Genomic DNA, 26,457 nt, shown 5'->3' on the forward strand with positions numbered 1-26,457 from the left:
CTCTTTCTTTGTGGGAAAATTCAGCTGGCAGGAGCGTTACAGTGTGCCGTAGGGTGCAATGCCGATCATGTACTCAACACCAATGGCGACCAGAACGACCAATGTGGAGATGATGAAGCCGTGCAGCATGGGTTTTGCGCCGGAACGGCAGAGCGATTTAAAGTTCGTGTTCAGACCAATGGCCGCCAGAGCCGCGACCATCAGAAACTTGCTGATGGTCTTCAGGCCGGAAACCAGCCCGGCGGGCAGAAGGCCCAGACTGGTCAGCAGGGACATGGCAAGGAACGCAAGGATGAACCAGGGGAAAATGGAACGGATGCGCACCTTGACACCGTTGGCCTGAGCACTCTCTTTCTTTTTCAGGTGCAGGTTGATGGCGGCAAAGACCAGAACAGCCGGAATGATCGCCAGCGTGCGGGTCAGCTTGACCATCGTTGCAAAGTCGCCGGCAGCTTCACTGAAAGCGTAGCCGGTGGCTACAACGCTGGAGGTATCATTGACCGCCGTACCGGCCCAGAGACCGAATGCGGCATCGGAAAGCCCAAGCCACCGGCCGAGGAGCGGGAACACAACGATCATCACCGTATCGAACAGGAAGGTGGCGGACATACCGTAGGCGATGTCCATGTCATCGGCCTCGATCACCGGTGCAATGGCGGCAATGGCAGAGCCGCCGCAGATGCCGGTCCCGGCGTTGATCAGGCTGCTGGTTTTCCAGTTGAGCCCGAGCGCTCTGCCGATCAGCGCGCCCAGTCCAAAGCAGGTGGCCAGGGTGAAGAGCATGACCGTCAGCGAAAAACGGCCCACTGTCAGCACGGTGCGGATGTTCAGGCTGGCACCCAGAAGGACGATGGCGAATTTCAGGACCTTCTTAGAGGTGAATTTGATGCCCGGCGCGGTTGTTTTGTTGGGCTGGAAAAACGCATTGATGGCCATGCCGATAAACAGGGCGATGACCGATGCACCAATGAGGTGGAGCCCGGCGCTGCTTTCCAGCGTTTCCAGCCACTTGGCGATGCAGGCGATGCCCAGTGCCAGCGCGGCTCCGGGGATCAGGGCGGTGATCTTCTTTGACATTCGTTGGGTTTCCTTTCTTTTGCATGTTACACGGAAATAGAAACAAGCGAAAACCACCGGCAGAACCGGTGGTTTATTGCTGGAGAAAAGGGCGCTCAGAACGAGCCGCCGGAGGAGCCGCCAAAGCCGTCGCTGTCCACGGAGGAGCCGCCGGAGCTGCTGCTCTCCTCGTGGGGCGGGTCGTAGACCTGCACACGGTCGGTGTGGGTGTAGTTGTCCACCTGCACCCGCAGCTTTAAGCCTGCGCCGATGTAATCGTTGGCCTCGGTCTTGAGCCGGGCTGTTTTCATCTGGCTGTACAGCACGCCGCAGACGATACCGGCAATGATCATGGGTACGCCGATGACGATGAGGAGCAGGATGGGCCAGCCGCTGGTGTCGTTGTCAACATCCAGCGGTTCGCCGTGCTCAGCGTAGAAATCCAGCGTGTCGGCGCACATGGAGAGGTACTCGGAGGCGGCCTCGGCCCAGTCGTCGTCCGAGAGATAGGGAACAACGGCATCTTCGATCTGCTCAATGCGGTAATCGGTAAAGGCTGTCACGCCGCCGCCGTAGGTGATGGTGACATACTTGCGGGAGCCGACTGCCAGCAGGAAGAGGATGCCGCTCTGTTCAGAGCCGCTGCCCAGACCGTTGGCAAGGTAGTAATCTTTGGCGTACTGGCGCTGGTCGGTGTCACCGATGCTGTCCACCACCAGAAAATACACGTCGCAGTCGTGGCCGTTGCTGGCGGCTTCGGCAGAGGCTTCCAGCTGGCTGTAAGTATCCGCATCGAACAGGCCCATCTCGTCCCGCACCAGCGGTGCGGCGGCAAAGGCGGGGATGCTCAGGCAGAGCGCCAGCACCAGTGCGGCCAGCAGGGCGGCAAAGCGTTTTGCAGTGTGTTTCATTCTGCCACCCCCCTTATAGCAACAGCAGGAACGCCAGCACTGCCATCAGGGGCAGGCTGATGCCCGCAAACCACGCGGCCACCCGGCTCTTGTCCACCGGCAGGTCACCGATGAGCCGCCCGGTCTGCCCGTTCATGGCGAACAGGAAGTCCTTGTCCTTCCACCGGGTGTGGAGCATCCAGACCGGCAGCAGGGCGTAGTGGGCGTGGGTCATATCCACGTTGATGTTCTCGGAAATGGGGTGGATCTCGCTGTAGCCGCCGGTGGTGGCGTGGAGCGCATCGGCCGTGGAGTTGTACATCCGGCGGTAGGCGCGCTCGGCGCAGGCATCGGCATCCTCGTCATACCGGTCGGCCAGATAGCCGGGCAGGTAGGCCGTGGAGAAGGGCTTCAGGTCACCGTAATCAAAGGGCTCAATGGCATCCATGTGGGTGTTGGGCATCTTGCTGGAGCCATCCACCGGCACCTTGGCAAAGGCGGCCGAGCCCTCGCGGCGCACATCGTAGTGCTGGGTGGTGGTCACCATGTAATCACCCTCGCGGTGGCTCTCGGAGTTCTGGCCCTCGTACCGGCCGCGCGCGTCAGCCTTGGCATCGTAGAGCCAGAAGGGAACATATACGCCCTGGATCTCTGCGAGGTGGTTCTGGCTCTTGAACGCCTTGGGCAGGAAGGCCTTGCCCTTGTAATATCTGGTCAGCTGGGCAATGGCGGTCTTTTTGTCCAGCTTGAAGGGCAGAATGTACTCCGGCTTCAGCTTGCCGGAGAGCTTGCCGCCCAGCACTGTGGGGTTGCCGCAGTAGGGGCAGGTGGTGGCGGCGGTGGTCTCGTCACAGACCAGCTCGGCCCCGCAGGTGGGGCAGGAGTAGCTGTTCAGGCCCTCCGCCTCGGCCTCGCTCCACACCGGGCTGTCCTGCCGGGGCAGGCGGGCGGCTTTTTTGGCATCGCCCTCGGCGGCAGTGTCGGCAGCGGCCTGCTTTTTGGCGTAGCGGGCCTCGATGTCCTTTACGTCGTAGGCCGAGCCGCAGTAATCGCAGACCAGCTTGCCGCTGGCACCATCGTAGTGCAGGGGGCCGGTACAGGCCGGGCACTGATAATTCGTTGTCTTTTCAGCCATGCGTCAGACCCCTCTCAGGCCCCAAAGGGCTTGCCGCACTCGGGGCAGAACTTGGGCGGGTTGGCCGGGTCGGCAGGCACAAAGCCGCAGTTGGCGCACTTGGCGGCGGGCCGGGGTCTGCCGCACTCCGAGCAGAATTTGCCGCTGTTCTTTGCACCGCAGCTGCACACCCAGACAGCCGGGGCTTCGGGCCGGGGCTTGCCGCATTCGGCACAGAACTTGCCCGTGTTGCCGGTGTGGCCGCAGCTGCAGGTCCAGCCAGCGGCCGGTGCGGCCTGAGGCTGCGCGGCGGTCTGCTGGCCGCCCATCTGGTAGAGATCCCGGGCGTTGACACCGCCCGCTGCAGCGGCCTGGTTCATCCCCATAAAGGCCATGGCGGGACCGGCGGCGGTGTTGGAGGCGGCAGCCTGCATGGCGGAGGCCTGTGCGCCCACCAGATGCGCGGCGGCGCGGGTGGGGTCCATAAAGGCCGCGCTGCGCTGCAGCTCCTTGATCATCTGCTCGTCCTCTTCGCTGGCCTTGACACCGGAAACGCCCAGAGAGACGATCTCGATGCCGCGCAGCCTGCTCCACTTGGCGCTCAGCTCCTGATTCAGGGCCTCGGCCAGCTCGGCGGTATGGCCGGGCAGGGCGGAGTAGCGGATGCCCTGCTCGCTGATCCGGGCAAAGGCGGGCTGCAGGGCGGTCATCAGCTCGGTCTTGAGCTGGCTGTCCAGCGCGTCGCGGGTGTAGGCGTTTTCCACATTGCCGCAGACATTGGTGTAAAACAGGATGGGGTTGACCACCCGGTAGCTGTATTCGCCGAAGCACCGGATGCCGATGTCGATATCGATACCGGCGCGCTGGTCCACCACCCGGAAGGGCACCGGGTTGGGGGTGCCGTACTTGTTGCCGGTGAGCTCCCGGGTATTGATATAGTAGATGCGCTGGTCGGAACCGGCCTGCCCGCCAAAGCTGAATCGCTTGCCCAGCTCGGCAAACACGCTGTCGATGTTCTTCAGTCCGCCGCTGAGCAGGGAGGGCTGGGTGCCGGTGCTGTAGGTGTACTCGCCGGGTTCGGCACAGAGGTCCACCACCTTGCCTTGCTCCACGATCAGCACGCACTGGCCATCGGCCACGGCGATCACAGAGCCGTCCGAGATGACGTTTTCGCTGCCGTGCCGGTTGGCAGAGCGGCCATTGGTCCGCTTCTGGCCCTTGACGGCCAGCACCTCCGCAGGCAGAGCGTCACAATAAAAATATTCCTTCCACTGGTCGCCCATCACGCCGGATGCCGCGCCCATGGCTGCTTTGATGAGACCCATAACTTCAATCTCCTTTTGTGCCGGGCAGTGCCCCAAAGCGGGGAATGGCTCCCCCGGGCGCTGCGGAATTTGGGACAAGTATAACATAATCCGGGAAATTGTAAAAGCGATTTGGCAAAAAGGCGAAAGAAAAACTTATTCTTGCTTTTTTGCCCCGGCGGGTGTACAATACCCTACGAAAAACAAAACACAGGGGAGCTCGTAAGGCGGGCTGAGAGGAAGTAACCAAACTTCGACCCTTGACCTGATGCGGATAATGCCGCCGTAGGAAGTCATAGGAAAATGATTTTTTGCAGGAGGCACCGCTGTGGTGTCTCCTGTTTTTTGTTGCCGCAAGCCGCCGCAACGGGCGGCTCCGGGCTGAGGGGGAGCGCCCTGAGCCTTGAAATAACTGCGATGGGAAGCCGTGTTCCGGCGTGAGAGGAGGCCAGCAAGCCTCGACCGCTTTTTGAGAAAGAGGAGTTACCAATGAAAAAATTCTCTGTGAAAAAGCTGGCTCTCGCTGGAATGTTCTGCGCCCTGTGCGTGGTGGGCAGTGTGTTCAGCTTCCCGATGTTCGGCAGCAAGTGCGCCCCCGTGCAGCACATGGTCAATGTGCTCTGCGCCGTGCTGCTGGGCCCCTGGTGGGGCGTGGGCGTGGCCTTTGTGGCCTCGCTGCTCCGCAATATCCTGGGGCTGGGCAGCCTGATGGCCTTCCCGGGCAGCATGTTCGGTGCCCTGCTCTGCGGCCTGGTCTACGCAAAGACCAAAAACCTGATCGCCACCCTGGTGGGCGAGGTGTTCGGCACCAGCATTTTGGGCGGCCTGTGCGCTTACCCGGTGGCCATCTGCCTGATGGGCAAGAGCGCCGGTGACATCGCGTTCTACGCCTACATCGTGCCCTTCCTCATCTCCACCGCTGTGGGTGCGGTCATTGCGGGCGTGCTGGTGTACAGCCTGCAGCACTCCGGTGCCCTGCGCTCCATGCAGAGCAGCCTTTCCTGACGGGGGTGCGTCATGTTTGCAGAGCAGTTTGCCAATGTCCGCACCAAAAGCCCCCTCGTTCATAATATCACCAACTACGTCACCGTGAACGACTGCGCCAACATGGTGCTGGCCTGCGGTGCTTCGCCCATTATGGCCGACGATGCCGCCGAGGTGGAGGATATCACCACCATCTGCGGCGGGCTGAACATCAACATCGGCACCCTGAACAGCCGCACCATTGAATCCATGCTCAAGGCGGGCAAAAAGGCCAATGCACTGGGCCACCCCGTGGTGCTGGACCCTGTGGGCGCAGGCGCTTCTGCCCTGCGCACCGAGACGGCCTACCGCCTGCTGGACGAGGTGCGGTTCACGGTCATCCGGGGCAACATCTCCGAAGTAAAGACGCTGGCTTCCGGCGCGGGCACCACCAAGGGCGTGGATGCCGATGTGGCCGACAGGGTCACCGAGGAGAATCTGGACGGCGCGGTGGCCTTTGCCAAGGCTTTTGCCGCAAAGACCGGTGCCGTTGTGGCTATCACCGGTGCCATTGACATCGTGGCCGATGGGGCAAAGGCCTACTGCATCCGCAACGGCCACCCAATGATGAGTGCCATCACCGGCACGGGCTGCCAGCTCTCTGCCCTGACGGCGGCCTTTATCACCGCCAACCCCGGCCAGCCGCTGGAGGCTGCGGCTGCCGCCGTCTGCGCCATGGGCCTTGCGGGCGAGATCGCCCATGCACGGCTGACCCCGCTGGACGGCAACGCCACCTACCGCAATTACATCATTGATGCCATTTACAATATGACTCCGGCTCAGCTGGAAGAGGGTGCCAAGTATGAAGTGCGCTGAAGAATATATGCGGCTCTACGCCGTCACCGACCGTGCCTGGGTGGGCCGTCAGACCCTCTATCAGCAGGTGGAGAGCGCCCTGAAGGGCGGGGTGACCTGCGTTCAGCTGCGGGAAAAGGAGCTGGACGAGGAAGCCTTCCTGAAGGAGGCATTTGAGCTCCACGACCTGTGCAAAAAGTACAACGTGCCCTTTTTTATCAACGATAACGTGGACATTGCCATCCGCTGCCACGCCGAGGGCATCCATGTGGGGCAGGAGGATATGGCCGCTGCTCAGGTGCGCCAGCGCGTGGGCGATGAGATGATGATCGGTGTATCCGTCCACAGCGTGGAGGAGGCTCTGGAGGCCGTCCGGCATGGTGCCGACTGTCTGGGCGTGGGGGCAGCTTTCTCTACCCACACCAAGTCAGACGTGGATGTTCTGCCCGAGGGCATGATGAAAGCCATCTGCGATGCCGTGGACATCCCCGTTGTGGCCATCGGCGGCATCCACAAGGAGAACCTGCTCCGGCTCAAGGGCACCGGCGTGAACGGTGTGGCCCTTGTCAGCGCGATCTTCGGCGCGGAGGACATCGAGGCCGAGTGCAGGGAGCTGAAGGCACTGGCGGAGCAGCTGTAAGGCGGCTCGCCCTCTCAGTCATCGCTGGCGCGATGCCAGCTCCCCCAAAGGGGGAGCCAATTGCGCACAGAGGAAAGGCTGCGCAAAAACCTATTTCCGGTACGTTCAGCGCGCAAAGCGCTGTTCAGGATAAAAGAAACATTTGGAGGAAAGTACCATGCAGAACTACACCACACAGATGGACGCTGCCCGCAAGGGCATCGTCACGCCGGAAATGGAGATCGTGGCCAAAAAGGAATACCGCACCACGGAGGAGATCCGTCAGCTGGTGGCTGAGGGCAAGGTGGCCATTCCCGCCAACAAGCACCACACCTGCCTGAACCCCGAGGGCATCGGTTCCATGCTGCGCACCAAGATCAACGTGAATCTGGGCGTTTCCCGCGACTGCAAGGATTACAACGTGGAGATGGAAAAGGTGATGAGCGCCGTCAATATGGGCGCGGAAGCCATCATGGATCTGTCCAGCCACGGCAACACCCAGCCCTTCCGCCAGAAGCTGACCCACGAGTGCCCCGTGATGATCGGCACTGTGCCCGTGTACGATTCCGTCATCCACTATCAGCGCGACCTTGCCACCCTGACCGCGCAGGATTTCATCGACGTGGTGCGCCTGCACGCTGAGGACGGCGTGGACTTTGTCACCCTGCACTGCGGCATCACCCGCAAGACCATCGACCAGATCCGCACCCACAAGCGGAAGATGAACATCGTCAGCCGCGGCGGCTCTCTGGTGTTCGCCTGGATGAGCATGACCGGCAACGAGAACCCCTTCTACGAGCACTTTGACGAGATCTGCGAGATCTGCGCCGAACACGACGTGACCATCTCGCTGGGCGATGCCTGCCGCCCCGGCTGCCTGGCCGATGCCACCGATGTCTGCCAGATCGAAGAGCTGGTGCGTCTGGGCGAGCTGACCAAGCGCGCCTGGGCACACAACGTGCAGGTCATGGTGGAGGGCCCGGGCCATGTGCCCCTGAATCAGGTGGCCGCCAACATGGAGGTGCAGAAGAGCATCTGCATGGGCGCTCCCTTCTATGTGCTGGGACCCCTCGTCACCGACATTGCCCCCGGCTATGACCACATCACGGCTGCCATCGGCGGTGCCGTTGCCGCCATGAGCGGTGCAGCCTTCCTGTGCTATGTTACCCCCGCCGAGCATCTGGCTCTGCCCAACGTGGACGATGTGAAACAAGGCATCGTGGCCTCCAAGATCGCCGCCCATGCGGCCGATATCGCCAAGGGCATCCCCCATGCCCGGGATATCGACGATAAGATGGGCGATGCCCGCCGCGTGCTGGACTGGGATGCCCAGTTCGCCTGCGCCCTGGACCCCGAGACCGCCAAGGCCATCCGGGATGCCCGCCTGCCTGAGGATGACCACAGCGACACCTGCTCCATGTGCGGCAAGTTCTGCGCCGTCCGCAGCATGAACAAGGCACTGGCCGGGGAATACATCGACATCCTGTAACACAGCGTTTTCTTCCTTCTCAGCCGTCCGGTTTTGCTCGCCGGGCGGCTTTTTTGCTTGTCTCTGGGCGGGGAACAGGTTTCCTGCTTTACAGAAAAGGGAAAGCATTGTAAAATAGATGGGTAAGTAATAAAATATCCGGCGGGAAGCCCCTGCCGGAGAACGAGGAATAAAAATCATGGCAAGATCGAATATCCGGGTGCTGGCTCTGGACTTGGACGGCACCCTGACCAATGACGAAAAGATCGTTACCCCCCGCACCCGCGCGGCGCTGGATGCCGCCGCCGCACAGGGTGTGACCATCGTGCTGGCCTCCGGCCGCCCCACGGCGGGCATTCTGCCGCTGGCAAAGGAGCTGGGGCTGGACAAAAAGGGTGGCTGTGTGCTGGCCTACAACGGCGGCAAGATCATGGACTGCATGACCGGCGAGGCCCTGTATCAGGTGCAGCTGGGAGCGGAGTTCGTCCCGGAGCTCTGCGAATTTGCAGCCCGGCAGGACGTGGCCATCCTGACCTATAACAGCGAGGGCATCGTGTGTGAGCGGGATCAGGACGTGTGGGCAAACAAGGAGTGCTTTACCACAAAGCTGCCGATGATCCATGTGGATGATCTGGCCTCCTATGTGGACTATCCGATCTGCAAAATGCTCATCACCCTTGACCCTGCCCGGCGGGATGCTGTCTGTGCCGCCGGAAAGGAGCAGTTTGCGGGCCGGATCGACCTGTACCCCTCCAGCCCCTTCTTCATCGAGGCCGTGCCGCTGGGCGTGGCAAAGGACAGGAGCCTTGCCGCCCTGCTGGAGCGGATGGGCCTGACCCGGGAGAACCTGATGGCCTGCGGCGACGGCCTGAACGACCGCTCCATGATCTCCTATGCCGGGGTGGGCGTTGCCATGCAGAATGCCGAGGATGCCGTCAAGGCTGTGGCCGATTACGTTACCGCCGCCGACAACAACCACGACGGCGTGGCCGAGGCCATCGAAAAATTTATCCTGAACTGAGAGGAACACAAACAACAATGCCACGCAATCTGGTTTTATTTGATCTGGAATGGAACATCGGCTATAAGCCGTATCTCTTTAATTATCATGGCGTGCAGCAGACCTTCCGGGGCGAGATCATCGAGATCGGCGCAGTGAAGATCGACGAGGATGCCAATGTGCTGGATACCTTCTCCATCCACCTGCGGCCCCGCATTTTCCGCACCCTGCAGCACCACATCGCCAAGGTGACGGGCCTGACCCAGGCCGACCTGGACCGGGGCGAGCCCATCGTGCAGGGGCTGCGCCGCTTTATGCAGTGGTGCGGCCCGGATGCCGAGTTTGCCGAGTGGGGCATGGATGACGTACCGGTGCTCAAGCAGAACCTTTTCCTCTGTAATCTGGACGAGAGCCGCCCCACCCAGTGGTATGATCTGCAGCAGATCTTCCTGCGGGAGCACCCCCGCAAGGAGGGCGAGGGCATGACGCTGGAAAGCGTTGTGACCCGGATGGGCATCCCGATGGAGCGCCCGTTCCACGATGCCCTGTCCGATACCCTTTACACCGCCGATGTCTGCCGCAAGCTTGACCTGCGGGCGGGTCTGGCGGCCTACCCCACCGAGGAGGAATCCCTGCGGGCAAGCCTCTGCCCCGCCCCCGGTGATTACCGGGACTTCCGGGTGTTCCGCGGCTATGTGGAGCAGTCCACCTGGCGCAGCGACCCAAAGATCATCACTGCCAGCTGCCCGGTGTGCGGCGGGGATCTGCAGCCGGACGATATCTGGCTGAAAAAGGGCAACAGCGGCTGGTATACTCTGTCTGTCTGCCCTGCCTGCGCCGGTACCGGCAATGAGGTTGGAAAGGGCGTATTCCAGCGCTATAAGCTGGCCCGGCGGGACGGCCTGCACTGGAGCTTTGCCCGCTGCGTCCAGATCCCGGACGAAGCCGGGCTTGCCCGCTGGGAACGGATGCGCGCCCAGCAGATCGAGCGGATGCAGGCCCGGGCCGAAAAGGCCGCCGCTGAAGCCGCCGGAAAAGCATAAAGATTCCCGCCCTGTGCAGGAAATGCCCCCGCAGTCTCGTAGTATAGGTGATGTGACAAAAAGCTCGTATTTTGTTCACGGGTGTGTCATAGAAACCGGATATACTAAAGAAAAATGAGAGGGAAGGAACACGCGGGATGGAAATGACGATGATAGGCTGGCTTCACCAGCTGGGAACGCTGGAATTCTGGAAGGCCCTGCTGGAAGGCTTTGGCGGCCTTGGCCCCATTGCGCCCGTGATCCTTGCAATGGTGGAATCCTTTTTTCCGCCGCTGCCGCTCATTGCCATTGTGGCGCTGAATGTTGCGGCCCACGGCGGGCTTCTGGGCTTTGTGTACAGCTGGGCCGGGGTGATGCTGGGCGGCACTGTGATGTTCCTGCTCTGGCGGCGTGTCGTCAAGCGTTTTTTCTGGAAATTTGCCCGCCGCTCGGCAAAGCTGCAAAAGGCGGAGCAATGGGTCAGCCGGTTCGACACCGCGTCCCTGTTCATGCTGTCGGTCCTGCCCTTTACGCCTTCGTCCTTTATGCACTTTGCCTTTGGCATCTCTGATTTTGACGAGAAGCGCTACCTTGTCACCATGCTGCTGGGCAAGGGCGTGATGGTGGCCATGATGGCCCTTTTCGGGCAGTCGCTGGTGTCTGCCATGAAGAACCCGTTCTACCTCGTGCTTGCCATCGCCATCTGGGCGGGAATGTACTTTGCCAGCAAGCACTTCTGTAAAAAGCACGAGATCGATTGAATCGGCGCAGAGCTGCCGCTGAAATGCCGGCGCCTGCGTTTTGCTTGACTTCTCCCCCCGGCCCGGCTATAATACAGATGTATCAGGAAAAATGCGTTTACCCGGGCAGAGTAGCGCAAAGGTGAGCTGGACAGAGAGAACGGGCCGTTGGCTGGGAGCCTGTTTGCAGCAGCGTGTGTGAAGTGCGCCCGGGCAGCACGCCGCGGGAAACCTGCTGGGGAGTATCGCGGCGCGGCAGCCGCCGTTATCGGCTTTGAGCGACAAACAGAAGTGGAACCGCGATTTTGAAAACCGCCTTCGATGTGATATGGGAGACTGTATCACATCGGGGGCTTTTTTACTTCTCTGTTTTCGTAAGTCAGCGAAGCGAGACTGAGAGGTTCTGCTGCGGCTTTTGTTTGCCCTACAAGAAGGAGAGTTCTTATGCAGATTTTCAACACCCTGACCCGACAGAAGGAAGAGTTTGTGCCGCAGGTGCCCGGCGAATACCGCATCTACGTCTGCGGCCCCACCGTTTACAACTATATCCACATCGGCAACGCCCGCCCGCTGATCGTGTTCGATACCCTGCGCCGCTATCTGGAATACCGCGGCAACAAGGTCATCTATGTCTCCAACATCACCGATATTGATGACAAGCTCATCAAGAAGGGCCAGGAGGAGGGCACCTCCATGAAGGAAGTGGCCCAGCGCTTTGAGGCCGAGTACCTCAAGGATGCCGCCGGTCTGAACTGCAAAAAGCCCACCGTCCAGCCCCGTGCAACGGAGCACATCCAGCAGATCCTGGACATCGTCAAGGACCTGATCGATTCCGGCCACGCCTACGTTGCCAAGAACGGGGATGTCTACTTCCGCGTCAAGAGCGATCCGGAGTACGGCAAGCTGAGCCACCTCAAGCTGGACGATCTGGAGAGCGGCAACCGCGAGCTGCGCAGCCAGATGGAGGATGACCTGAAGGAAGACCCCGCCGACTTTGCCGTCTGGAAGGCTGCCAAGCCCGGCGAGCCCGCCTGGGAAAGCCCCTACGGCATGGGCCGCCCCGGCTGGCATATCGAGTGCAGCGCCATGAGCCGCACCCATCTGGGCAAGACCATCGACCTGCACTGCGGCGGTCAGGATCTGATCTTCCCCCACCACGAGAACGAGATCGCCCAGAGCGAGTGCGCCAATGGCTGCGAGTTTGCCCACTACTGGATGCACAACGGCTTCATCAACGTGGATAACCAGAAGATGTCCAAGAGCCTGCACAACTTCTTCACCGTCCGCGATGTGGCAGACCTCTACGGTTACGAGCCCATCCGCTATTTCATGCTGACCGCAGGCTACCGGATGCCCCTGAACTACACCGTGGACCTCATCGAGAGCTGCAAGAACAGCCTGGAGCGCCTCTACACCTGCCGTGAGAACCTCGATTTTGCCCTGAGCAAGACCGCGTTTGGCACCGATGAGACCCTGACCGCCAAGGCAGACGAGGCCCGCGCCAAGTTCTGCAAGGCCATGGACGATGACCTGAACACCCCCGATGCGCTGGCTGCCGTGTTCGATCTGGTCAAGGAGATCAACACCCTGTCCGCTGCTTCCTCCAAGGCTGCGCTGGAGGCTGCCGCCAAGGCGTTCGATGAGATCACCGGCGTGCTGGGCCTGATGTACAACCGCAAGAAGGACGAGGTGCCCGCTGAGGTGACGGAGCTGGTGGAAAAGCGCGCCGCCGCCAAGAAGGCCAAGGACTGGGCCGCTGCGGATGCCATCCGTGCGCAGCTCACCGAGATGGGCTGGGCTGTCAAAGATACCGCCCAGGGCCCGCAGCTGAGCAAAATTTAACTTGAATCCCGTTATTGACCTGTACGGTACAATGCGGTAAAATGAGGGTGCGGGAACACTGTGCTGTGTGTTCCACGCACCCTTATTTTTGCATGATACAAGAACCTATATAAAAGGAGGTCTTTGGCTGATGAAAACCAAACGGCTGATCTCATTGCTGCTGGCGGCAGTGTTCGCCCTGAGTGCGGCGGCCACACCGGCGCTGGCGGCTTCGGCGGGCAGCGAACTGCCTGCCCTGACCACCGCAGGCGTGGATGAGACCAACAGCGTTGTCTCGATCCGCCTGACCGCAGACGGGGATCTGACCTATGGCTCCCCCTTTACCCTGAGCGTCCAGACCACCCCGGCAGATACCCAGTATATCGGCGTGGTGATGGGCACCAGCGGCGAAGCGCAGGGCTATGTGACCCTGATCCTTTCGGGCAAGATCCGCACTCTGCTCAAGATGATCCCCCTGCCGAAAAAGATGTCGGCGAACCCTGAGCAGGAAGAGGAGTTCAACATCTACGCCTACATCAAGCAGCTGATCGACGGCAACGACGTGAGCGTGCTGCTGCGGGTGGCTGATGAAGTGGTCTCTGTGATGGATGTCCTGAAATTCTACATCCCCACGCTGAAGGATGTCTCCACCGGCATGAAGCTGTCGCTGGAGCTCATCCGCAAATATCTGCCTGAGGGCGTGTTCAGCCGCATTTATCTGGACGAGCAGCCTACGGAAGCCGGCAGCTATGTGGGCGGTGCTGTGGCGCTGGAATCCGGTGATGTGAACACCGCCGGTATGGCGTTCTTCCGCATCAAGCCCAAGAGTGCAGGGGTGCGTGTCTACTGGGCACAGGAGCTCCCCGCCAGCATGACTGCGGCGGAGGCCCAGAACTACAACATCACCGCCGTGGTCGAAAGCGACGGCCAGGTGGTCGAGGGCGGCAAGGTGACCTACACCTATAAAAAGAAGAGCGGTCTCTTCGATTTCCTGGGCACGACCCAGAGCGGGTTCCCTACCGAGCCCGGCGAGTATATCCAGACGGCCAAAGCCGCCGGAAACTACTCCAGCAGCGAGATCAGCCGGACGATCGTGATCCAATAACTGAATAAGCAAAAAACCTCCCTGCCACGCCGGCAGGGAGGTTTTTGTTTGTTCTTACATCCTTATTGGCGCTTACATCCGGAACCGCCAGCCCCAGCCGCCGCCACAGCAGCAGTTGCACAGCAGGTTGAGCAGGATCATGCTCCAGCACCAGCGCATCAGGCCGCCGGGCTGGGCGTAGGTGGTCTGGGTGCGGTAGGTGCGGCCCGGGTCCTGCAGATTGCGCAGGTTCATCTGGTACTCGGTGTTGCCAGGCTCCATCTGGGCGGCGCGGCGGGCATCCTGCAGGGCATCGATGCTGTTGCCCAGGCCCTGATTGGTCAGCGAGGAGAGATAGTACCACCGGGCGGTGCGCACGGTGATGCCGTCCAGCACGCGGCGGGCCTCGGGGTAGCGCTGGTTGATGATAAAGTTGCGGGCGGCCTGCATCTCAGGCGTGTCCGCACCGTTGTAGCCGGGGCCGCGCTGCTGCTGATAATTGCCGCCAAAGCCAAATCCGAACCCGAAGGGGTCATAACCGAAGCCAAAGTCTCCGAAATCCCCGTTGGAGTAACCGTTCTGCTGGTACCCCTGCTGATAGCCGCCGTAGGAGGGGCCGCTCTGCTGGCCGTAGGCACCGCCGTAGCCGCCGCCCATCTGGGGGCCGGTCTCGCCCTTGGTGATGGCATCGTATGCCGCCTGCACCTCCTTGAAGTGCTCTTCGGCGGTGGGGTCGTTGGGATTCAGGTCAGGGTGCCAGCGCTTGCACTTGGCACGGTAAGCCTTTTTGATCTCGTCTTCACTGGCACCGCGCTGGATGCCCAGAACCTCATAGGGGTCTCTCATCGGTCTACTTCCTCACGTCTCTATTACCATCTGTGCGGCCACTGTGCCGCACAAGCAATCTTTAGTGTACAGGACTGGAACGGAAAAATCAAGGAAAACCGCCGGGATCAGGCGGTTTTGTCCTTCTTTTTTGCGTTTTTGCAGTGATATTTGAGCCACACGCCCGAATACAGGATGTTGCGCAGAAGGTCAACGTCCTCCACACAGGGCAGGCGCTCAAAGCTGCGGGCGCAATTGGCCAGCAGCAGCTCAAAGATCTCCCGCATCTCTTCCTCGTACCCGGGTTCTCTGCTCAGGGTGCGCAGGGAATTGTATGCGCCCTTGCGCTCGTCCCGGGCCAGGTCGTCGTAGGCATCCAGCAGGTAGATGTACTTGCCCAGATTGAAGCCGATGCTGCGCAGTTCCGGGGACCAGTGGTCCTGCCTGTAATCGAACAGCTCGGCCATCAGCTCCCCAAAGCAGCCGGAAACGGCATCCAGATCCTCGCTGCCCTCGGCCTCGTACCGGGCCAGCCGATCCAGACAGGTGCGGATGGCGCTGCACTGGCGGGGCCAGCGGGCGGCGGCCTGCTGCGTGGGGGCAGCAAGCATCTTTTCAAAGCCCAGGCCCAGCAGGCTGTGGTCGTCGTTCCACTTGTCCTGCGCGTTGTAGTAGTGCAAAGCCACGCTCAGGTCTGCGCAGTAATCGGTGGGGCCGCTGGAACGCCACTCCACCTTCCGGATGGGGTGGATGGGGCAGTGGTCACAACCTGCCGCACAGGCGCTTTCGCCCTCGTACAGGCTGCACAGCAGCAGATCCAGAAAGGTCAGGTCATAGCTCAGGGTCAGCCGCCCCCGGGTGCCGTGCAGCGCGCCGATGCGGCGGCAGAGCCCGCAGTAGGCCGAGCGGTACCGCGCCTGTGCCTCCGGGCTGAGTGCGGCCTGATTCGGGATAACATATCCGAACATGGCTCAGCTCTTCTTGATGAACTGGGTGCCGCAGCGGGGGCAGGAGATCTGGATGCGGCCGCGGCCGCGGGGCACGCGCAGCTTCTGGCGGCACTGGGGGCAGCGGTAGTAGTGATAGACCTTGCGGTTGGCCCACTGCTCCTTCCAGCCCTTGAACTTGTTGTCCACCCGGTCCTTCAGGGTGTAGAACTTGTAGTTCTCCTCGGTGCGTTTGGAGATGTTCCGGCTGAAGGTGCGGTAGTAGCAGAAGATCAGCAGGGCCGCGCCCAGATAGGTGAACAGGTTGACCCGGCTGATGATGGCGATGAGGAGCAGCGCCAGCGAGGCAATGCTCAGGAATTGGTTCAGGCCATCGGTGCCATAGCGGCCGATCATAAACTGACGAAGTTTCTCTCTCATAGATTTCCGGTCCTTTGTCCTCAAGAATAACCCTCTCAGCCACGCGGACGCATGGACAGAGAGGGCGTTTGATTGTTCACAACAATAGAATATCAGCCAACCATGATAAAACTTTGAACAGATTGCAAATCTACCATGAAAGGACGAAATTTAATTGGCATTCTCTGCACCGGAGCGCTTGCGCACGGTCAGGGCGGCCTCCACATCCAGCGCGCCCTCCATTCGGCAGTGCAGCACGGCACGGCCTGCCTCACCGGTGGTGGCAAGGTAGGTGCCCGCCATGCCGCCCCGCAGGGGGACGATGGCCGGGCCCAGGATCTTTACCGGGCCTTCCACGCTGAGCTGAACGGCCTCGCCGCAGTAGGGCAGCAGGTTGCCGTTCTGGTCGATGGCCCGCAGGCTGACCGCCGCGCAGTCCCAGGTGGGGCCGTCGGTCAGGATGGGATTGTGCACTACGCATTCCAGCCGAACCGACTGCACCGGCTCCTTGACCACGGTGCGGACGGTGCGCCCGTGCCAGACTGCCTCAAACCGGTAAACGCTGGACGGCCCGCCCAGCACGCCGATGTATTTGTAGTACATCCGGAGCAGGTCGTTTGCGCTCAGCCGCAGGGAGAGCATCCGCGCCCGGGAGAGAGGCGAAAGGTTCAGCGCGTCCCGGCGCATCTCGTTGAGGATGGCCGCCACCTGCGGGGCCGTGCTCTGGTCAAGGCCCTCATACTTTTCCAGCAGGGAGCCGACGAAATCCTGGATCTCGATGGGCGGGTGGGGCAGGGCGGCAAAGCGGCCCCGGCGGTCGGGGGTGAACTCGGCAATGAAATCGTTGCCCCGGTAGAGGCGGACGCTCTCGGCGTTGGTGAACACCCAGCAGGCCCCGGCAAAGCCGCCGGGGTGGTCGCCCAGTGCCATGCTGGAAGAGACCTCGAACACCACGTCCGAAGGGGAGCGGGGCGTTTTCTGGCTTGCGTAGACGGCGGCAGAGAGCTTCGGGTTGCGGAACAGGTCTGTCACGCCGTGGTAGCAGATGCGGTCGCCGCTGCCGAACTCGCGGTGGGTGTTGTAATCGGCCATGCACCAGCCAAGGGCACCGGCCACGCCCTGCTGGGCAATGGCATCGTTGAGGACGGCAGCATGGCGCAGGGCCTGTGCCAGCCGGTGCGGCTCATCGTCAAAGGCTTTGGCCGGGAACTGCTGGCCCCCGAACTCGCTGATGAGGTAACCCTTGCGCAGGTCAGGCGTAATGGCAGACCGGGGCTCGCAACCCGGGCCGCGGCCGGAATAGGAGTAATCGTTGTAGGCGTAAACATCCTCGAGCAGCTGGCTCTTGCGGGCGATCCGCACGCCGCCGGTGGGGCGGGTGGGGTCCAGCCGATGGACAGCCTCGTTGGTGCGCTTGTAAAAGGCCTCGTTGTCGGAACTGCCGTTCACCCGCACGCCCCACAGGAACACGCTGGGGTGGTTGCGGCACTGGCAGACCATCTCGCGGCAGTTCTGCAATGCCTGGGCCTGCCAGGCTTCATCCCCGATGTGCTGCCAGCCGGGCATCTCCACGAACACCAGCAGGCCCAGCTCATCGCAGGCATCCAGAAAAGCCGGGCTCTGGGGGTAGTGGCTGGTGCGCACTGCATTGCAGCCCAGCTGCTTTTTCAACAATTGGGCATCCAGCTGTTGAATGCTGTCCGGCATGGCATAGCCCTGATAGGAGTAGCTCTGATGCCGGTTCAGGCCCCGCAGCTCCACCCGCTGGCCGTTCAGATAAAAGCCCCCGGCCACGAACTGGATGGTGCGGAAGCCGAACCGGGTGCTCTTTTCGTCCAGCACCCGGTCGGGCAGGCCGCTGGTGCCGGGCCGGATGAGCCGGACGGTCAGGGTATAGAGGAAGGGGTGCTCCACGCTCCAGGGGTGCACGCCGTTCAGGGTGCCCACAATGGGCAGGCTGAGCTCACCGCTGTACAGGGCTCTGCTCCCGGCGGGGCTGCGGATCTCGGCCTGCAGGGTGCAGCCGATGGTCTCGCCCACTGTGGAGGAATAGATGCGGAAATCGCCCTCGGCCTGCGCCTCGATAAAGATGTCGCGCAGGTAGGCTGGCTCCTTCACGTCCAGACTGACGGCCCGGTAGATGCCGCCGTAGGTCAGAAAATCGATCTGCCCGCCGAAGGGAGGAATGTTCAGGTCCTCCCGGCTGTCGCACCGGACAGCTACCACATTTTTTTGGCCCAGCAGCAGCGATTCGGTCAGGTCCACAGTAAAGGCGGTGTAGCCGCACCCGTGGTGGAACACCCGCCGCCCGTTGCAGAACACGGTGGCATCGTGGGCCACGGCTCCAAAGGTCAGCAGTACTGTGCGGCCCTGCCACTCTTTGGGCGCAAAAAACTCCCGCCGGTAGCCGGACACCCGCTGGTATTCGTTCTCGTTGCAATAGTTGTAGGGCAGCGTTTTGACCGTGTGGGGCAAGCGCACCGGCTCCAGCTCCACCCCGGTGCATTCGGGGCGGACGATGGCGGGATCAAAGGTGGGGGCAAACAGCCAGCCGTCGTTCCAATCGTAGTGTTCCATAGCCTGTCTCCATCGCTCTGCACAAAAAAATTCTTACCCTTATGCTACCACAAAGTTGTGAACGAAAAAAGCACTCCGTCCCTTATTTTTTCCGTTTTTGCAGAAAAAGCTGTTAAAATCAAAAAAGCCCCCGCCGGGCAGGCGGGGGTGACATGAAACTCAGCGGATGAAATTGGTCATGGGGCGGCGGGGATTTTCGGGGTGGGTGATGCCGTTTGCTTTGCCCAGTTCGATGCACTTGAGCAGCCAGGCCATGTTCCGGCCCAGCTCCCGCATCACGGCACAGCCCTCTTCATCCTCCAGCACCTGCTCGGGTTTGGAGCCGTGGACCATGGGCCAGTAGGAACCGCTGACCAGCGGCATGTGGAAGAACTCGGGGTACTTCACCAGCTGGTCCAGCGTGGTGGTGGTGCCGGCGCGGCGGGCCGAAGCGCAGATGGCGGCGGGCTTGTAGGCCAGATACTTGCCGCCCGCGTAGGCCAGACGGTCCATGAAGCTGGTCATGTTGCCGGAGGCGGACGCATAGTGGACAGGTGTGCCGAACACAAAGGCATCGGCAGTCTTGGCCTTTTCGATGGCCTCGTTGACCACGCCGCCGAACACGCAGCCCTTACCGGCGGCACAGCCGCCGCAGCCGATGCAGCCGCCCACCGGCTTTGTGCCGACGTTCAGGATCTCGGTCTCGATGCCGCTGGCGTTCAGCTCCCCGGCGATCAGGGACAGGGCGGTATAGGTGCAGCCCTTCTCGTGGGGGCTGCCGTTGATGAGCAGGACTTTCATAAGCAGATACTCTCCTTTTTTGGCAAAACGCGCCGCACATGGGGCGCTTTGCCCTGATTTTAGCACAATTGCATCCTGAGTGCAACGCGTGCCCTTGACAAAGAGTTGCGTTTTGACGATAATATGGAGATACGAAAACACGAAACAGCTGCTGGCCGGGCAGGGGGCCCGGACAGCGGGAGAAGGAGGCAGATACATGCGCGTTATTGCAGGAGAAGCACGGGGCCGCAGGCTGGAAGCCCTGCCCGGCACCGAGATCACCCGCCCGACGATGGATCAGGTCAAGGAGGCCATGTTCAGCATCGTTCAGTTCGACCTGCCCGGTGCCCGGGTGCTCGACCTCTACGCAGGCAGCGGCCAGCTGGGCATCGAGGCCCTGAGCCGGGGTGCGGCCCGGTGCGTGTTCCTGGACGAGAACCGGGAGGCCGTGAACATCGTGATGAAGAACTGCAAGAACTGCGGCGTGTTTGACCGCAGCCGGGTCAACATCGGCGAGGCGGCACGGTATCTCTCCGCCTGCCATGAGCAGTTCGACATCGTGCTGCTGGACCCGCCCTTCCACACCGGCACGCTGGAAAAGATCCTGCCCGGCGTGGACAAATGCCTGGCCCCGGGCGGCATTGTGATCTGCGAGAGTGAGACCGGCCTGGTGCTGCCTGCCGAGGTGGGCGGCATGACCCTGAAAAAACAGTATAAATACGGCAAAGTCCTGCTGTGGAAGTATGGTAAGCCCCGGCAGAGCGCCGGAGAGGGAGATGCGGAATGAACGTAAACGAGCTTTTGGATACCATTGAGGATACGCTGGAGGAGAGCGCCGGAATGCCCCTTTCGGGCGGCAAGCGCATCGTGGATGTGGAGCAGATCCGGGACTATCTGGACGAGATCCGCCAGAACCTGCCTGTGGAGCTGCGGCAGGCCCAGTCCATTGTCAGCGACCGTGCCCAGCTCATCGAATCGGCCAACGCACAGGCGCAGGCCATTGTAAAAAAGGCCGAGGAGCGCGCCCGTGTGCTGGTGAGCGAGGCCGAGATCGTCAAGGCGGCCCAGCAGCGCGCCGGAGAGATCGTCTCCGCCGCCCAGACCGAGGCCCGCACTGTCCGCCAGACCGTGACCGACTACTGTGATAATATGCTCAAGACCACGGAAGAGACGATGGCGGAAAACGCCGCACAGGTCAAAAATGTCCGTGCAAACCTGCGCCAGAGCCCCCGGAAACAGCTCTGATGCGGGAATATGAAATTTCCCGGTGAGAGCTTCCGGCCCCTGCAAGCAAAAACGACGGCTTGCAGGGGCTTTTTTTGGTACATTTTGAGAGAAAAAACAAAAGGGAAACTCTTGCAATCAGGGGCCTGTTTTGTTACAATAAAATTGTATCCTCAAGGCTGACCGGGCCACAAACTCCCGGCAGGCCGCAGGCCGCTTTCCCGGGCAGCAGCTCCGGGCAGAAAAGGGCGGCAGATGCAGGATCTTATCTGAGTTTTGAAAGGAGGCTGGGAACATGGACACAGAAAAAACAGCACAGCCCTTTGACCCGGCCTCGTTTGAGCATGTCCCGGTGCTGCTGAACGAGTGCCTGGACGGCCTGAAGATCGACCCGGCGGGCACCTATCTGGACGGCACGGCAGGCGGCGCGGGGCACTCCCGCCAGATCGCCCTGCGGCTGAACGGCGAGCAGGGCGGCAGGCTCATCTCGCTGGATCAGGACCCCGATGCCGTGCAGACGGCCCGGGCCCGGCTGGCGGGCCTGCCTGCCACCGTGGTGCAGATCAACTTCCGCTATGCCGGACAAGCTCTGGAGCAGCTGGGCATTGAAACGATCAACGGTGCGCTGCTGGATCTGGGGGTGTCCAGCCATCAGCTGGATGACGCGGCCCGGGGCTTTTCCTACCGGGCGGATGCCCCGCTGGACATGCGGATGAGCCAGGAGGGTGAGACGGCCGCCGATCTCGTGAACAGCGAGAGCCGGGAGGAGCTGGCCCGCATCCTGCGGGATTACGGCGAGGAGCCCTTCGCCTGGCAGATCGCGGGCAGGATCGTGGAAGCCCGGGAAACTGCCCCCATTGAAACGACATTGCAGCTGGCGGATATCGTGGCCAGCGCCATGCCCCCGGCGGAGCGCCGGAAGAACAAAAACCCCTCCCGCCGCACCTTCCAGGCACTGCGCATTGCGGTAAACCATGAGCTGGACGCACTGGAAGAGGGGCTGGATACCATTTTTGCGCATCTCGCACCGGGTGGAAGACTTTGCGTGATCACCTTCCACTCGCTGGAGGACCGGCTGGTCAAGAACAAGTTCCGCCGCTGGTCCACCGCCTGCACCTGCCCGCCGGAGTTCCCGGTGTGCGTCTGCGGCGGCAAAGCCAAGGCAAAGCTGATCACACGCAAACCCATTGAAGCCAACACGCAGGAGCTGGAAGAGAACCGGCGCAGCCGCTCGGCCCACCTGCGGGTTTTGGAAAAGATCTGAGGGCGGCAAAGCCCCGGAGATGTGAGGAGGAGATCACCATGGGTCAGGCAGCATACGATATGACAGAGGTTCGGCGCAGAAGAGCGCCGCAGGCACAGCCCAAAGTCCCGCTGCGGGTAGAAAAGGGCGGCAAAAAGCGGCTGAACCCCGTGCGGGCCGCCATGCAGCACGCGCTGCAGCTGGTGGGCGCGGCTTTGCTGGTGGGCTTTGCGGTGAGCCTGCTGTGGAGCGAGGCACAGCTGGTGGAGCTGAATTCTCAGATCCAGAGCGCCAAGGCAGAGCTTGTGAGCGAGCAGAGCCAGTATACATACTACAACAGTGCCCTGAACAGCCGCACCAACATCACAAGTGTTGAGGAGACCGCCACACGCCTGGGGCTGATGAAGATCGACCAGAGCCAGATCACCTACATCCGGCTGGATGAGGGCAGCGTTCTGGTGCGCAAGGCATCCGCTGTGCGGCAGTGGTCGGATCTGCTCCACGATGGGGCAATGACCATTCTTGCCTCTGTCAGAACGGCAAAATAAACCAAACAACGAAAAGCGTGCGGCAGCGCACGCTTTTTCGGTTTTCTTCGGGAGTACGCAATGCAAACACCATCCTCCAATCCCAAAAAGAACAGTGCCCGCCGCCGCAGTGCGGACCCGCACGCACGGCTCAGTGCCCGGCTGCGTCATATCAGCTTTGGTGCCGCCGTGCTTCTTGTGGTGGCCGCCGCGCTGACCGTGATCTACAGCCTGTACAAGATCCAGATCCGCGACGGTGCCACCTACCGCCAGTACGCCGCCGAGCAGCAGCTGCTGGACAGCACCATTCAGGCCACCCGCGGTGAGATCTACGACACCAGCGGCATCACGCTGGCCTCCACCAGCGTGGTCTGGACCATCTGGGCCGACCCCTCTTACAGCACGGCCCTGTATACCACCACCACCGATCAGGATACCAAGGCGGAGACCCGCACCATCAATGAGGCCGCCATGAAGGAGGTCTGCACCCAGATCACCCTGCGCCTGCTTTCGGGCGATGGCGAGAGTCTGGACAGCGTGGACACCACTTCAGCAGAGTACCAGACCCAGTATCAGGCGGTCTGCGATGCCCTCTCCCAAAACGAAAGCTCCTATCAGGTGCTGGCCACCAAGGTCAACAACGCCATCAAGCTCTCCATTGAGGAATACGTCAAGACCTACAACAAGGCCCACAGCAAGAGCGGAAAATCCGCCGGTGCGCTGGAAAAGATCCTGGCCAAGCTGGGCCTGGGCCAGCAGGAGAGCGACGACGGCACCCCCACTGTCCGCAAGGGACGGGTGTCGGTGTCGGCCTCCAAGGGCTTCCAGCGGGATTACCCCTATGGCCGCTTTGCCGCCGCCGTGCTGGGCTTCTGCAATGCGGATGGTCAGGGCGTGTACGGTCTGGAAAACTCCTATGAGTCCACGCTGGCCGGTGTGAACGGCCGCACCATCACCCTGCGCAACGCCTACGGCAACGCCATTGCCGATGAAAACGCCACCACCTACGCCGCCAAGGACGGCTCCAATCTGGTGCTCTCGCTGGACGTGAACATTCAGGAAGTGGTGGAGCGCTACCTGAACGAGGCCGTGGCGGCCAACACCGTTGAGAACCGCGGCTGCGCCATTGTGATGAATGTCAAGACCGGTGCCATCCTTGCCATGGCCTCCAAGCCGGACTTTGACCCCAATGACCCGCAGGATTTCAGCGCCAATCTGGCCTACCTGACAGAGCAGGTGCAGGCTGAGCCGGAGCTGTACACCATCTACAAAAAAGACGAGAACGGCAACTACCTGCGGGACGAGAATGGCCAGAAGATCGCGGATGCGGAGGCCGACTACACCGGCACCTACCGGGATATCCAGTGGAAGAACAAGACCATCACCGAGCTGTACTACCCCGGAAGCGTGTTCAAGGTCATCACCGCCGCCATGGGTGTGGACAGCGGCAAGGCGACCTATTACACCACCCTGAACTGCTCCGGCGCGTACAGCGTGGCAAAGCAGACCTACCACTGTGCCGGCAGAAAGTCGCACGGGGCCCAGAATCTGGCTGAGGCCCTGCGCAACAGCTGCAACATCTACTTCATCCAGCTGGGCCAGCGTGTGGGCTCCAGCCTGTTCTATGATTATTTTGATGCCTTTGGCTTTACCGAGCGCACCGGTGTGGACCTGCCCAATGAGACCAGCTTCATGCAGTATTACAGCAAGAGCCGTCTGGGCGAGGTGGAGCTGGCCTCCTCCGCCTTTGGTCAGGCCATGGCCGTGACCCCGCTGCAGGTGTGCACCGCCATCTCGGCGGCAGTCAACGGCGGCTATCTGGTCACCCCCCATGTGGTGGATAAGATCACGGACCAGAACGGCAATGTGGTGCAGGAAATCGGCACCAACATCCGCCGCCAGGTCATCAGCGAGAGCGCCAGCGAGACCATCCGCCAGATCATGGAGTTTGAGGTGGGCGACGGCACCCAGGGCGGCGGCGGCAACGCCTACGTTGCAGGTTACCGCATCGGCGGCAAGTCCGGCACCTCCGAGCAGCTGAACATGGACCGCCGCGCCGATGGCGACTACAAGAAGGTGGCATCCTTTGCAGCTGTCCTGCCCGCCAACGACCCGGAGATCCTGGTCTACGTCATGCTGGACGACCCCAACAATGCCCGCACCGACTATTCCTCCATTCTGGCGGCTCCGGTGGTGGGCAACATCATCAGCGAGATCGCGCCCTATCTGGGCATCGCCACCGATGGCGTGGACCGCAGCGGCACCACCGTCAAGGTGCCCAACCTGACGGGCAAGGAGTGGAGCAACGCGCAGGTGCAGCTGAACATCAAGGGCTTGAAGCATCACCTGGCCGAGAGCGAATCCGACCAGACCGCCGCCCTTGTTACCTACCAGTACCCCCGCGCAGGGGCAGAGGTGCCCTACGGCACCACCGTTTATCTGTATACCGATACCTATGAGGGCAAGCACGCCGAGGTGCCGGACGTGACCGGCAAGAGCGCGGACTTTGCCCGGCAGATGCTGAACGCCGCAGGGCTCAACTGCACAGTCGAAGGTTCCGGCACGGTCCAGAGCCAGAGCGAGGCACCCGGCTCCAGCGTCCAGCGGGGAACCATCGTACATCTGATCTGTGGATAAAGGGGAATGAGAGTATGGAAGCAATTGCAGCAAACATCCTGTTGGAGGGTCTGGCCGTCAACGCGCTGGCCCAGTGCGAGACCCCGGTCACGCTGGTGACCACCGACAGCCGTGAGGTCTGCCCCGGGTGCATCTTTGTGGCGTTCCCGGGCGAAAAATTCGACGGCCATGATTTTGCCGCCAAGGCGCTGGAAAACGGCGCGCTCTGCGTGGTGCTGAACCACCCCGTGGAAGGCGTGCCGGAGGAGAAGAGTGTGATCTGCCCGGACAGCTACCACGCCATGATGGTGCTGGGTGCCAACTACCGCAGCCAGTTCCACCCCAAAGTGGTGGGCGTGACCGGCAGCGTGGGCAAGACCACCACAAAGCAGATGACCTACGCCGCCATTGCAGGCTTTGGCAGTACCATCAAGACCGAGGGCAACCAGAACAATGAGCTGGGCCTGCCCCGCACCATGTTCCGCATCGGCAAAGAGACCCAGTACGCCGTGGTGGAGATGGGAATGAGCCACGCCGGAGAGATCGAGCGCCTGAGCAAGTGCGCCCGCCCGGATGTGGGCATCATCACCTGCATCGGGGTGTCCCACATTGGCAACCTGGGCAGTCAGGAGAACATCTGCAAGGCAAAGCTGGAGATCTGCGCCGGTCTGCCGGAGGGTGCTCCGCTGGTGCTGAACGGGGATGATCCCTTCCTGCGCAAGGCCGTCCTGCCCGACCATGTCCGCCCGGTCTGGTTCAGCCTGGGCGATGAGAACGCTGATGTCTGTGCCCTGTCCATCCAGCAGGATGAAAAGGGCATGAGCTTTGTGCTGGAGGATCACGAGGAGGGCACTTTCCTCGTAAAGATCCCCGCCATGGGCCGGCACAACGTGGCCAACGCGCTGGCTGCCTACTGCGCCGCCACCCGTCTGGGGCTGAATGCCCGCCGGGTCATTGCAGGTCTGGCCGACTTTGAGCAGACCGGAATGCGCCAGAAGGTGGTGCACGTCAGAGGCGTGGATGTCATTGAGGATTGCTACAACGCCAACCCCGACAGCATGAAGGCCGCGCTGGCCATGTTCAGGGAATATCCCTGCAAGCGCCGCTTTGCCCTGCTGGGCGATATGCTGGAGCTGGGCGATATCAGCCGCGCCGCCCACGAGGAGGTGGGCCGTCAGGCCGTGGAGAACAAGGTGGACTACCTCGTTACCTATGGCGAGCAGGCCAGGCGCATTGCCGTGGTGGCGGCCGCCAAGGGGCTGCCCACCCTCCATGCCGACACCTACGCTCAGGCCGCCGATGCCCTGCTGCAGAAAATGCAGCCCGGCGATGCCCTGCTGGTCAAGGCCAGCCGCGGCATGGCACTGGAAAAAGTGCTGGAGATCTTTTACAAGGAGTAACATC

The 26,457-nt window shown here is 61.6% G+C and carries 24 protein-coding genes and 1 riboswitch; of the genes, 15 read left to right on the top strand and 9 right to left on the bottom strand.

Going from position 1 to position 26,457, the window contains the following annotated elements; genetic code table 11:
• Nucleotides 1-36: 36 nt before the first annotated feature.
• The 4 genes from ACKXGA_RS11285 to ACKXGA_RS11300 form a co-directional block, all read right to left on the bottom strand.
• Complete coding sequence (locus ACKXGA_RS11285) at nucleotides 37-1,077, bottom strand: YeiH family protein (protein WP_215666122.1); 1,041 nt, start codon at nucleotides 1,075-1,077, stop codon at nucleotides 37-39.
• 95 nt (nucleotides 1,078-1,172) lie between these two features.
• Nucleotides 1,173-1,967: a TPM domain-containing protein gene (locus ACKXGA_RS11290; RefSeq protein ID WP_238078250.1), complete on the bottom strand. Its 795-nt coding sequence runs from the start codon at nucleotides 1,965-1,967 to the stop codon at nucleotides 1,173-1,175.
• Nucleotides 1,968-1,980: 13 nt separating this feature from the next.
• Nucleotides 1,981-3,081: a Trm112 family protein gene (locus tag ACKXGA_RS11295; protein WP_423729519.1), complete on the bottom strand. Its 1,101-nt coding sequence runs from the start codon at nucleotides 3,079-3,081 to the stop codon at nucleotides 1,981-1,983.
• 14 nt (nucleotides 3,082-3,095) lie between these two features.
• A complete protein-coding gene (locus ACKXGA_RS11300) occupies nucleotides 3,096-4,385 on the bottom strand; it encodes an SPFH domain-containing protein (RefSeq protein ID WP_227612667.1) in 1,290 nt (429 codons plus the stop codon).
• A gap of 181 nt (nucleotides 4,386-4,566) precedes the next feature.
• Nucleotides 4,567-4,673, top strand: a riboswitch (TPP riboswitch).
• Between the two features lie 180 nt (nucleotides 4,674-4,853).
• Here ACKXGA_RS11300 and thiW point away from each other — a divergent pair.
• The 9 genes from thiW to ACKXGA_RS11345 all read left to right on the top strand — a co-directional run bounded on the left by thiW (nucleotide 4,854) and on the right by ACKXGA_RS11345 (nucleotide 13,957).
• Complete coding sequence (gene thiW, locus ACKXGA_RS11305) at nucleotides 4,854-5,369, top strand: energy coupling factor transporter S component ThiW (RefSeq protein WP_005930128.1); 516 nt, start codon at nucleotides 4,854-4,856, stop codon at nucleotides 5,367-5,369.
• Nucleotides 5,370-5,381: 12 nt separating this feature from the next.
• The gene (thiM, locus tag ACKXGA_RS11310; protein WP_423729520.1) at nucleotides 5,382-6,203 is read left to right on the top strand and encodes a hydroxyethylthiazole kinase; all 822 of its coding nucleotides are present in this window, start codon (nucleotides 5,382-5,384) and stop codon (nucleotides 6,201-6,203) included.
• Nucleotides 6,190-6,822 carry a thiamine phosphate synthase gene (gene thiE / locus ACKXGA_RS11315; RefSeq protein ID WP_423729521.1) on the top strand — a complete coding sequence of 211 codons (633 nt, stop codon included), beginning with the start codon at nucleotides 6,190-6,192 and terminating at the stop codon, nucleotides 6,820-6,822. The genes thiM and thiE overlap by 14 nt, the downstream gene beginning before the upstream one ends.
• A 157-nt stretch (nucleotides 6,823-6,979) precedes the next feature.
• Nucleotides 6,980-8,290: a phosphomethylpyrimidine synthase ThiC gene (gene thiC, locus ACKXGA_RS11320; protein ID WP_005930119.1), complete on the top strand. Its 1,311-nt coding sequence runs from the start codon at nucleotides 6,980-6,982 to the stop codon at nucleotides 8,288-8,290.
• A gap of 178 nt (nucleotides 8,291-8,468) precedes the next feature.
• Entirely contained in the window at nucleotides 8,469-9,290 is an 822-nt protein-coding gene (locus ACKXGA_RS11325) for a Cof-type HAD-IIB family hydrolase (RefSeq protein WP_423729522.1), read from the top strand.
• A 17-nt stretch (nucleotides 9,291-9,307) separates the two neighbouring features.
• A complete protein-coding gene (locus ACKXGA_RS11330) occupies nucleotides 9,308-10,312 on the top strand; it encodes a 3'-5' exonuclease (RefSeq protein WP_117535595.1) in 1,005 nt (334 codons plus the stop codon).
• 137 nt (nucleotides 10,313-10,449) lie between these two features.
• Entirely contained in the window at nucleotides 10,450-11,052 is a 603-nt protein-coding gene (locus ACKXGA_RS11335) for a TVP38/TMEM64 family protein (protein ID WP_156058902.1), read from the top strand.
• A 423-nt stretch (nucleotides 11,053-11,475) separates the two neighbouring features.
• The gene (gene cysS, locus ACKXGA_RS11340) at nucleotides 11,476-12,873 is read left to right on the top strand and encodes a cysteine--tRNA ligase (protein ID WP_005930099.1); all 1,398 of its coding nucleotides are present in this window, start codon (nucleotides 11,476-11,478) and stop codon (nucleotides 12,871-12,873) included.
• A gap of 130 nt (nucleotides 12,874-13,003) precedes the next feature.
• Nucleotides 13,004-13,957 (top strand): hypothetical protein, encoded by a 954-nt coding sequence (locus ACKXGA_RS11345; protein WP_423729523.1) that lies wholly within the window; start codon nucleotides 13,004-13,006, stop codon nucleotides 13,955-13,957.
• A gap of 72 nt (nucleotides 13,958-14,029) precedes the next feature.
• Here ACKXGA_RS11345 and ACKXGA_RS11350 read toward each other — a convergent pair whose 3' ends face one another.
• The 5 genes from ACKXGA_RS11350 to ACKXGA_RS11370 form a co-directional block, all read right to left on the bottom strand.
• On the bottom strand, nucleotides 14,030-14,782 hold the full coding sequence (locus tag ACKXGA_RS11350) for a J domain-containing protein (protein ID WP_423729524.1): 753 nt from the start codon (nucleotides 14,780-14,782) through the stop codon (nucleotides 14,030-14,032).
• A gap of 107 nt (nucleotides 14,783-14,889) precedes the next feature.
• Nucleotides 14,890-15,729 carry a DUF5685 family protein gene (locus ACKXGA_RS11355; RefSeq protein WP_423729525.1) on the bottom strand — a complete coding sequence of 280 codons (840 nt, stop codon included), beginning with the start codon at nucleotides 15,727-15,729 and terminating at the stop codon, nucleotides 14,890-14,892.
• A 3-nt stretch (nucleotides 15,730-15,732) separates the two neighbouring features.
• On the bottom strand, nucleotides 15,733-16,128 hold the full coding sequence (locus ACKXGA_RS11360) for a hypothetical protein (RefSeq protein WP_317394324.1): 396 nt from the start codon (nucleotides 16,126-16,128) through the stop codon (nucleotides 15,733-15,735).
• Between the two features lie 150 nt (nucleotides 16,129-16,278).
• A complete protein-coding gene (locus ACKXGA_RS11365) occupies nucleotides 16,279-18,684 on the bottom strand; it encodes a glycoside hydrolase family 2 TIM barrel-domain containing protein (RefSeq protein ID WP_423729526.1) in 2,406 nt (801 codons plus the stop codon).
• Between the two features lie 159 nt (nucleotides 18,685-18,843).
• Nucleotides 18,844-19,464: a flavodoxin family protein gene (locus ACKXGA_RS11370; RefSeq protein WP_035393384.1), complete on the bottom strand. Its 621-nt coding sequence runs from the start codon at nucleotides 19,462-19,464 to the stop codon at nucleotides 18,844-18,846.
• A gap of 196 nt (nucleotides 19,465-19,660) precedes the next feature.
• Here ACKXGA_RS11370 and rsmD point away from each other — a divergent pair, with 196 nt between their 5' ends.
• From rsmD to ACKXGA_RS11400, 6 genes are all read left to right on the top strand, one after another.
• On the top strand, nucleotides 19,661-20,230 hold the full coding sequence (gene rsmD / locus ACKXGA_RS11375; protein ID WP_097770180.1) for a 16S rRNA (guanine(966)-N(2))-methyltransferase RsmD: 570 nt from the start codon (nucleotides 19,661-19,663) through the stop codon (nucleotides 20,228-20,230).
• Nucleotides 20,227-20,688 carry a hypothetical protein gene (locus tag ACKXGA_RS11380; protein ID WP_005930075.1) on the top strand — a complete coding sequence of 154 codons (462 nt, stop codon included), beginning with the start codon at nucleotides 20,227-20,229 and terminating at the stop codon, nucleotides 20,686-20,688. Before rsmD ends, ACKXGA_RS11380 begins: the two co-directional genes overlap by 4 nt.
• 274 nt (nucleotides 20,689-20,962) lie before the next feature.
• A complete protein-coding gene (gene rsmH, locus ACKXGA_RS11385; RefSeq protein ID WP_005930069.1) occupies nucleotides 20,963-21,931 on the top strand; it encodes a 16S rRNA (cytosine(1402)-N(4))-methyltransferase RsmH in 969 nt (322 codons plus the stop codon).
• Between the two features lie 38 nt (nucleotides 21,932-21,969).
• Nucleotides 21,970-22,458, top strand: coding sequence for a hypothetical protein (locus ACKXGA_RS11390; protein WP_005930066.1), 489 nt, complete (start codon nucleotides 21,970-21,972; stop codon nucleotides 22,456-22,458).
• A gap of 60 nt (nucleotides 22,459-22,518) precedes the next feature.
• Entirely contained in the window at nucleotides 22,519-25,074 is a 2,556-nt protein-coding gene (locus ACKXGA_RS11395) for a peptidoglycan D,D-transpeptidase FtsI family protein (RefSeq protein WP_117476444.1), read from the top strand.
• 14 nt (nucleotides 25,075-25,088) lie between these two features.
• The gene (locus tag ACKXGA_RS11400; RefSeq protein ID WP_117476443.1) at nucleotides 25,089-26,453 is read left to right on the top strand and encodes a UDP-N-acetylmuramoyl-tripeptide--D-alanyl-D-alanine ligase; all 1,365 of its coding nucleotides are present in this window, start codon (nucleotides 25,089-25,091) and stop codon (nucleotides 26,451-26,453) included.
• Nucleotides 26,454-26,457 lie beyond the last annotated feature (4 nt).

The organism is Faecalibacterium hominis (ex Afrizal et al. 2022) (genome assembly GCF_049545105.1).
Taxonomy (GTDB): Bacteria; Bacillota; Clostridia; order Oscillospirales; family Ruminococcaceae; genus Faecalibacterium; species Faecalibacterium duncaniae.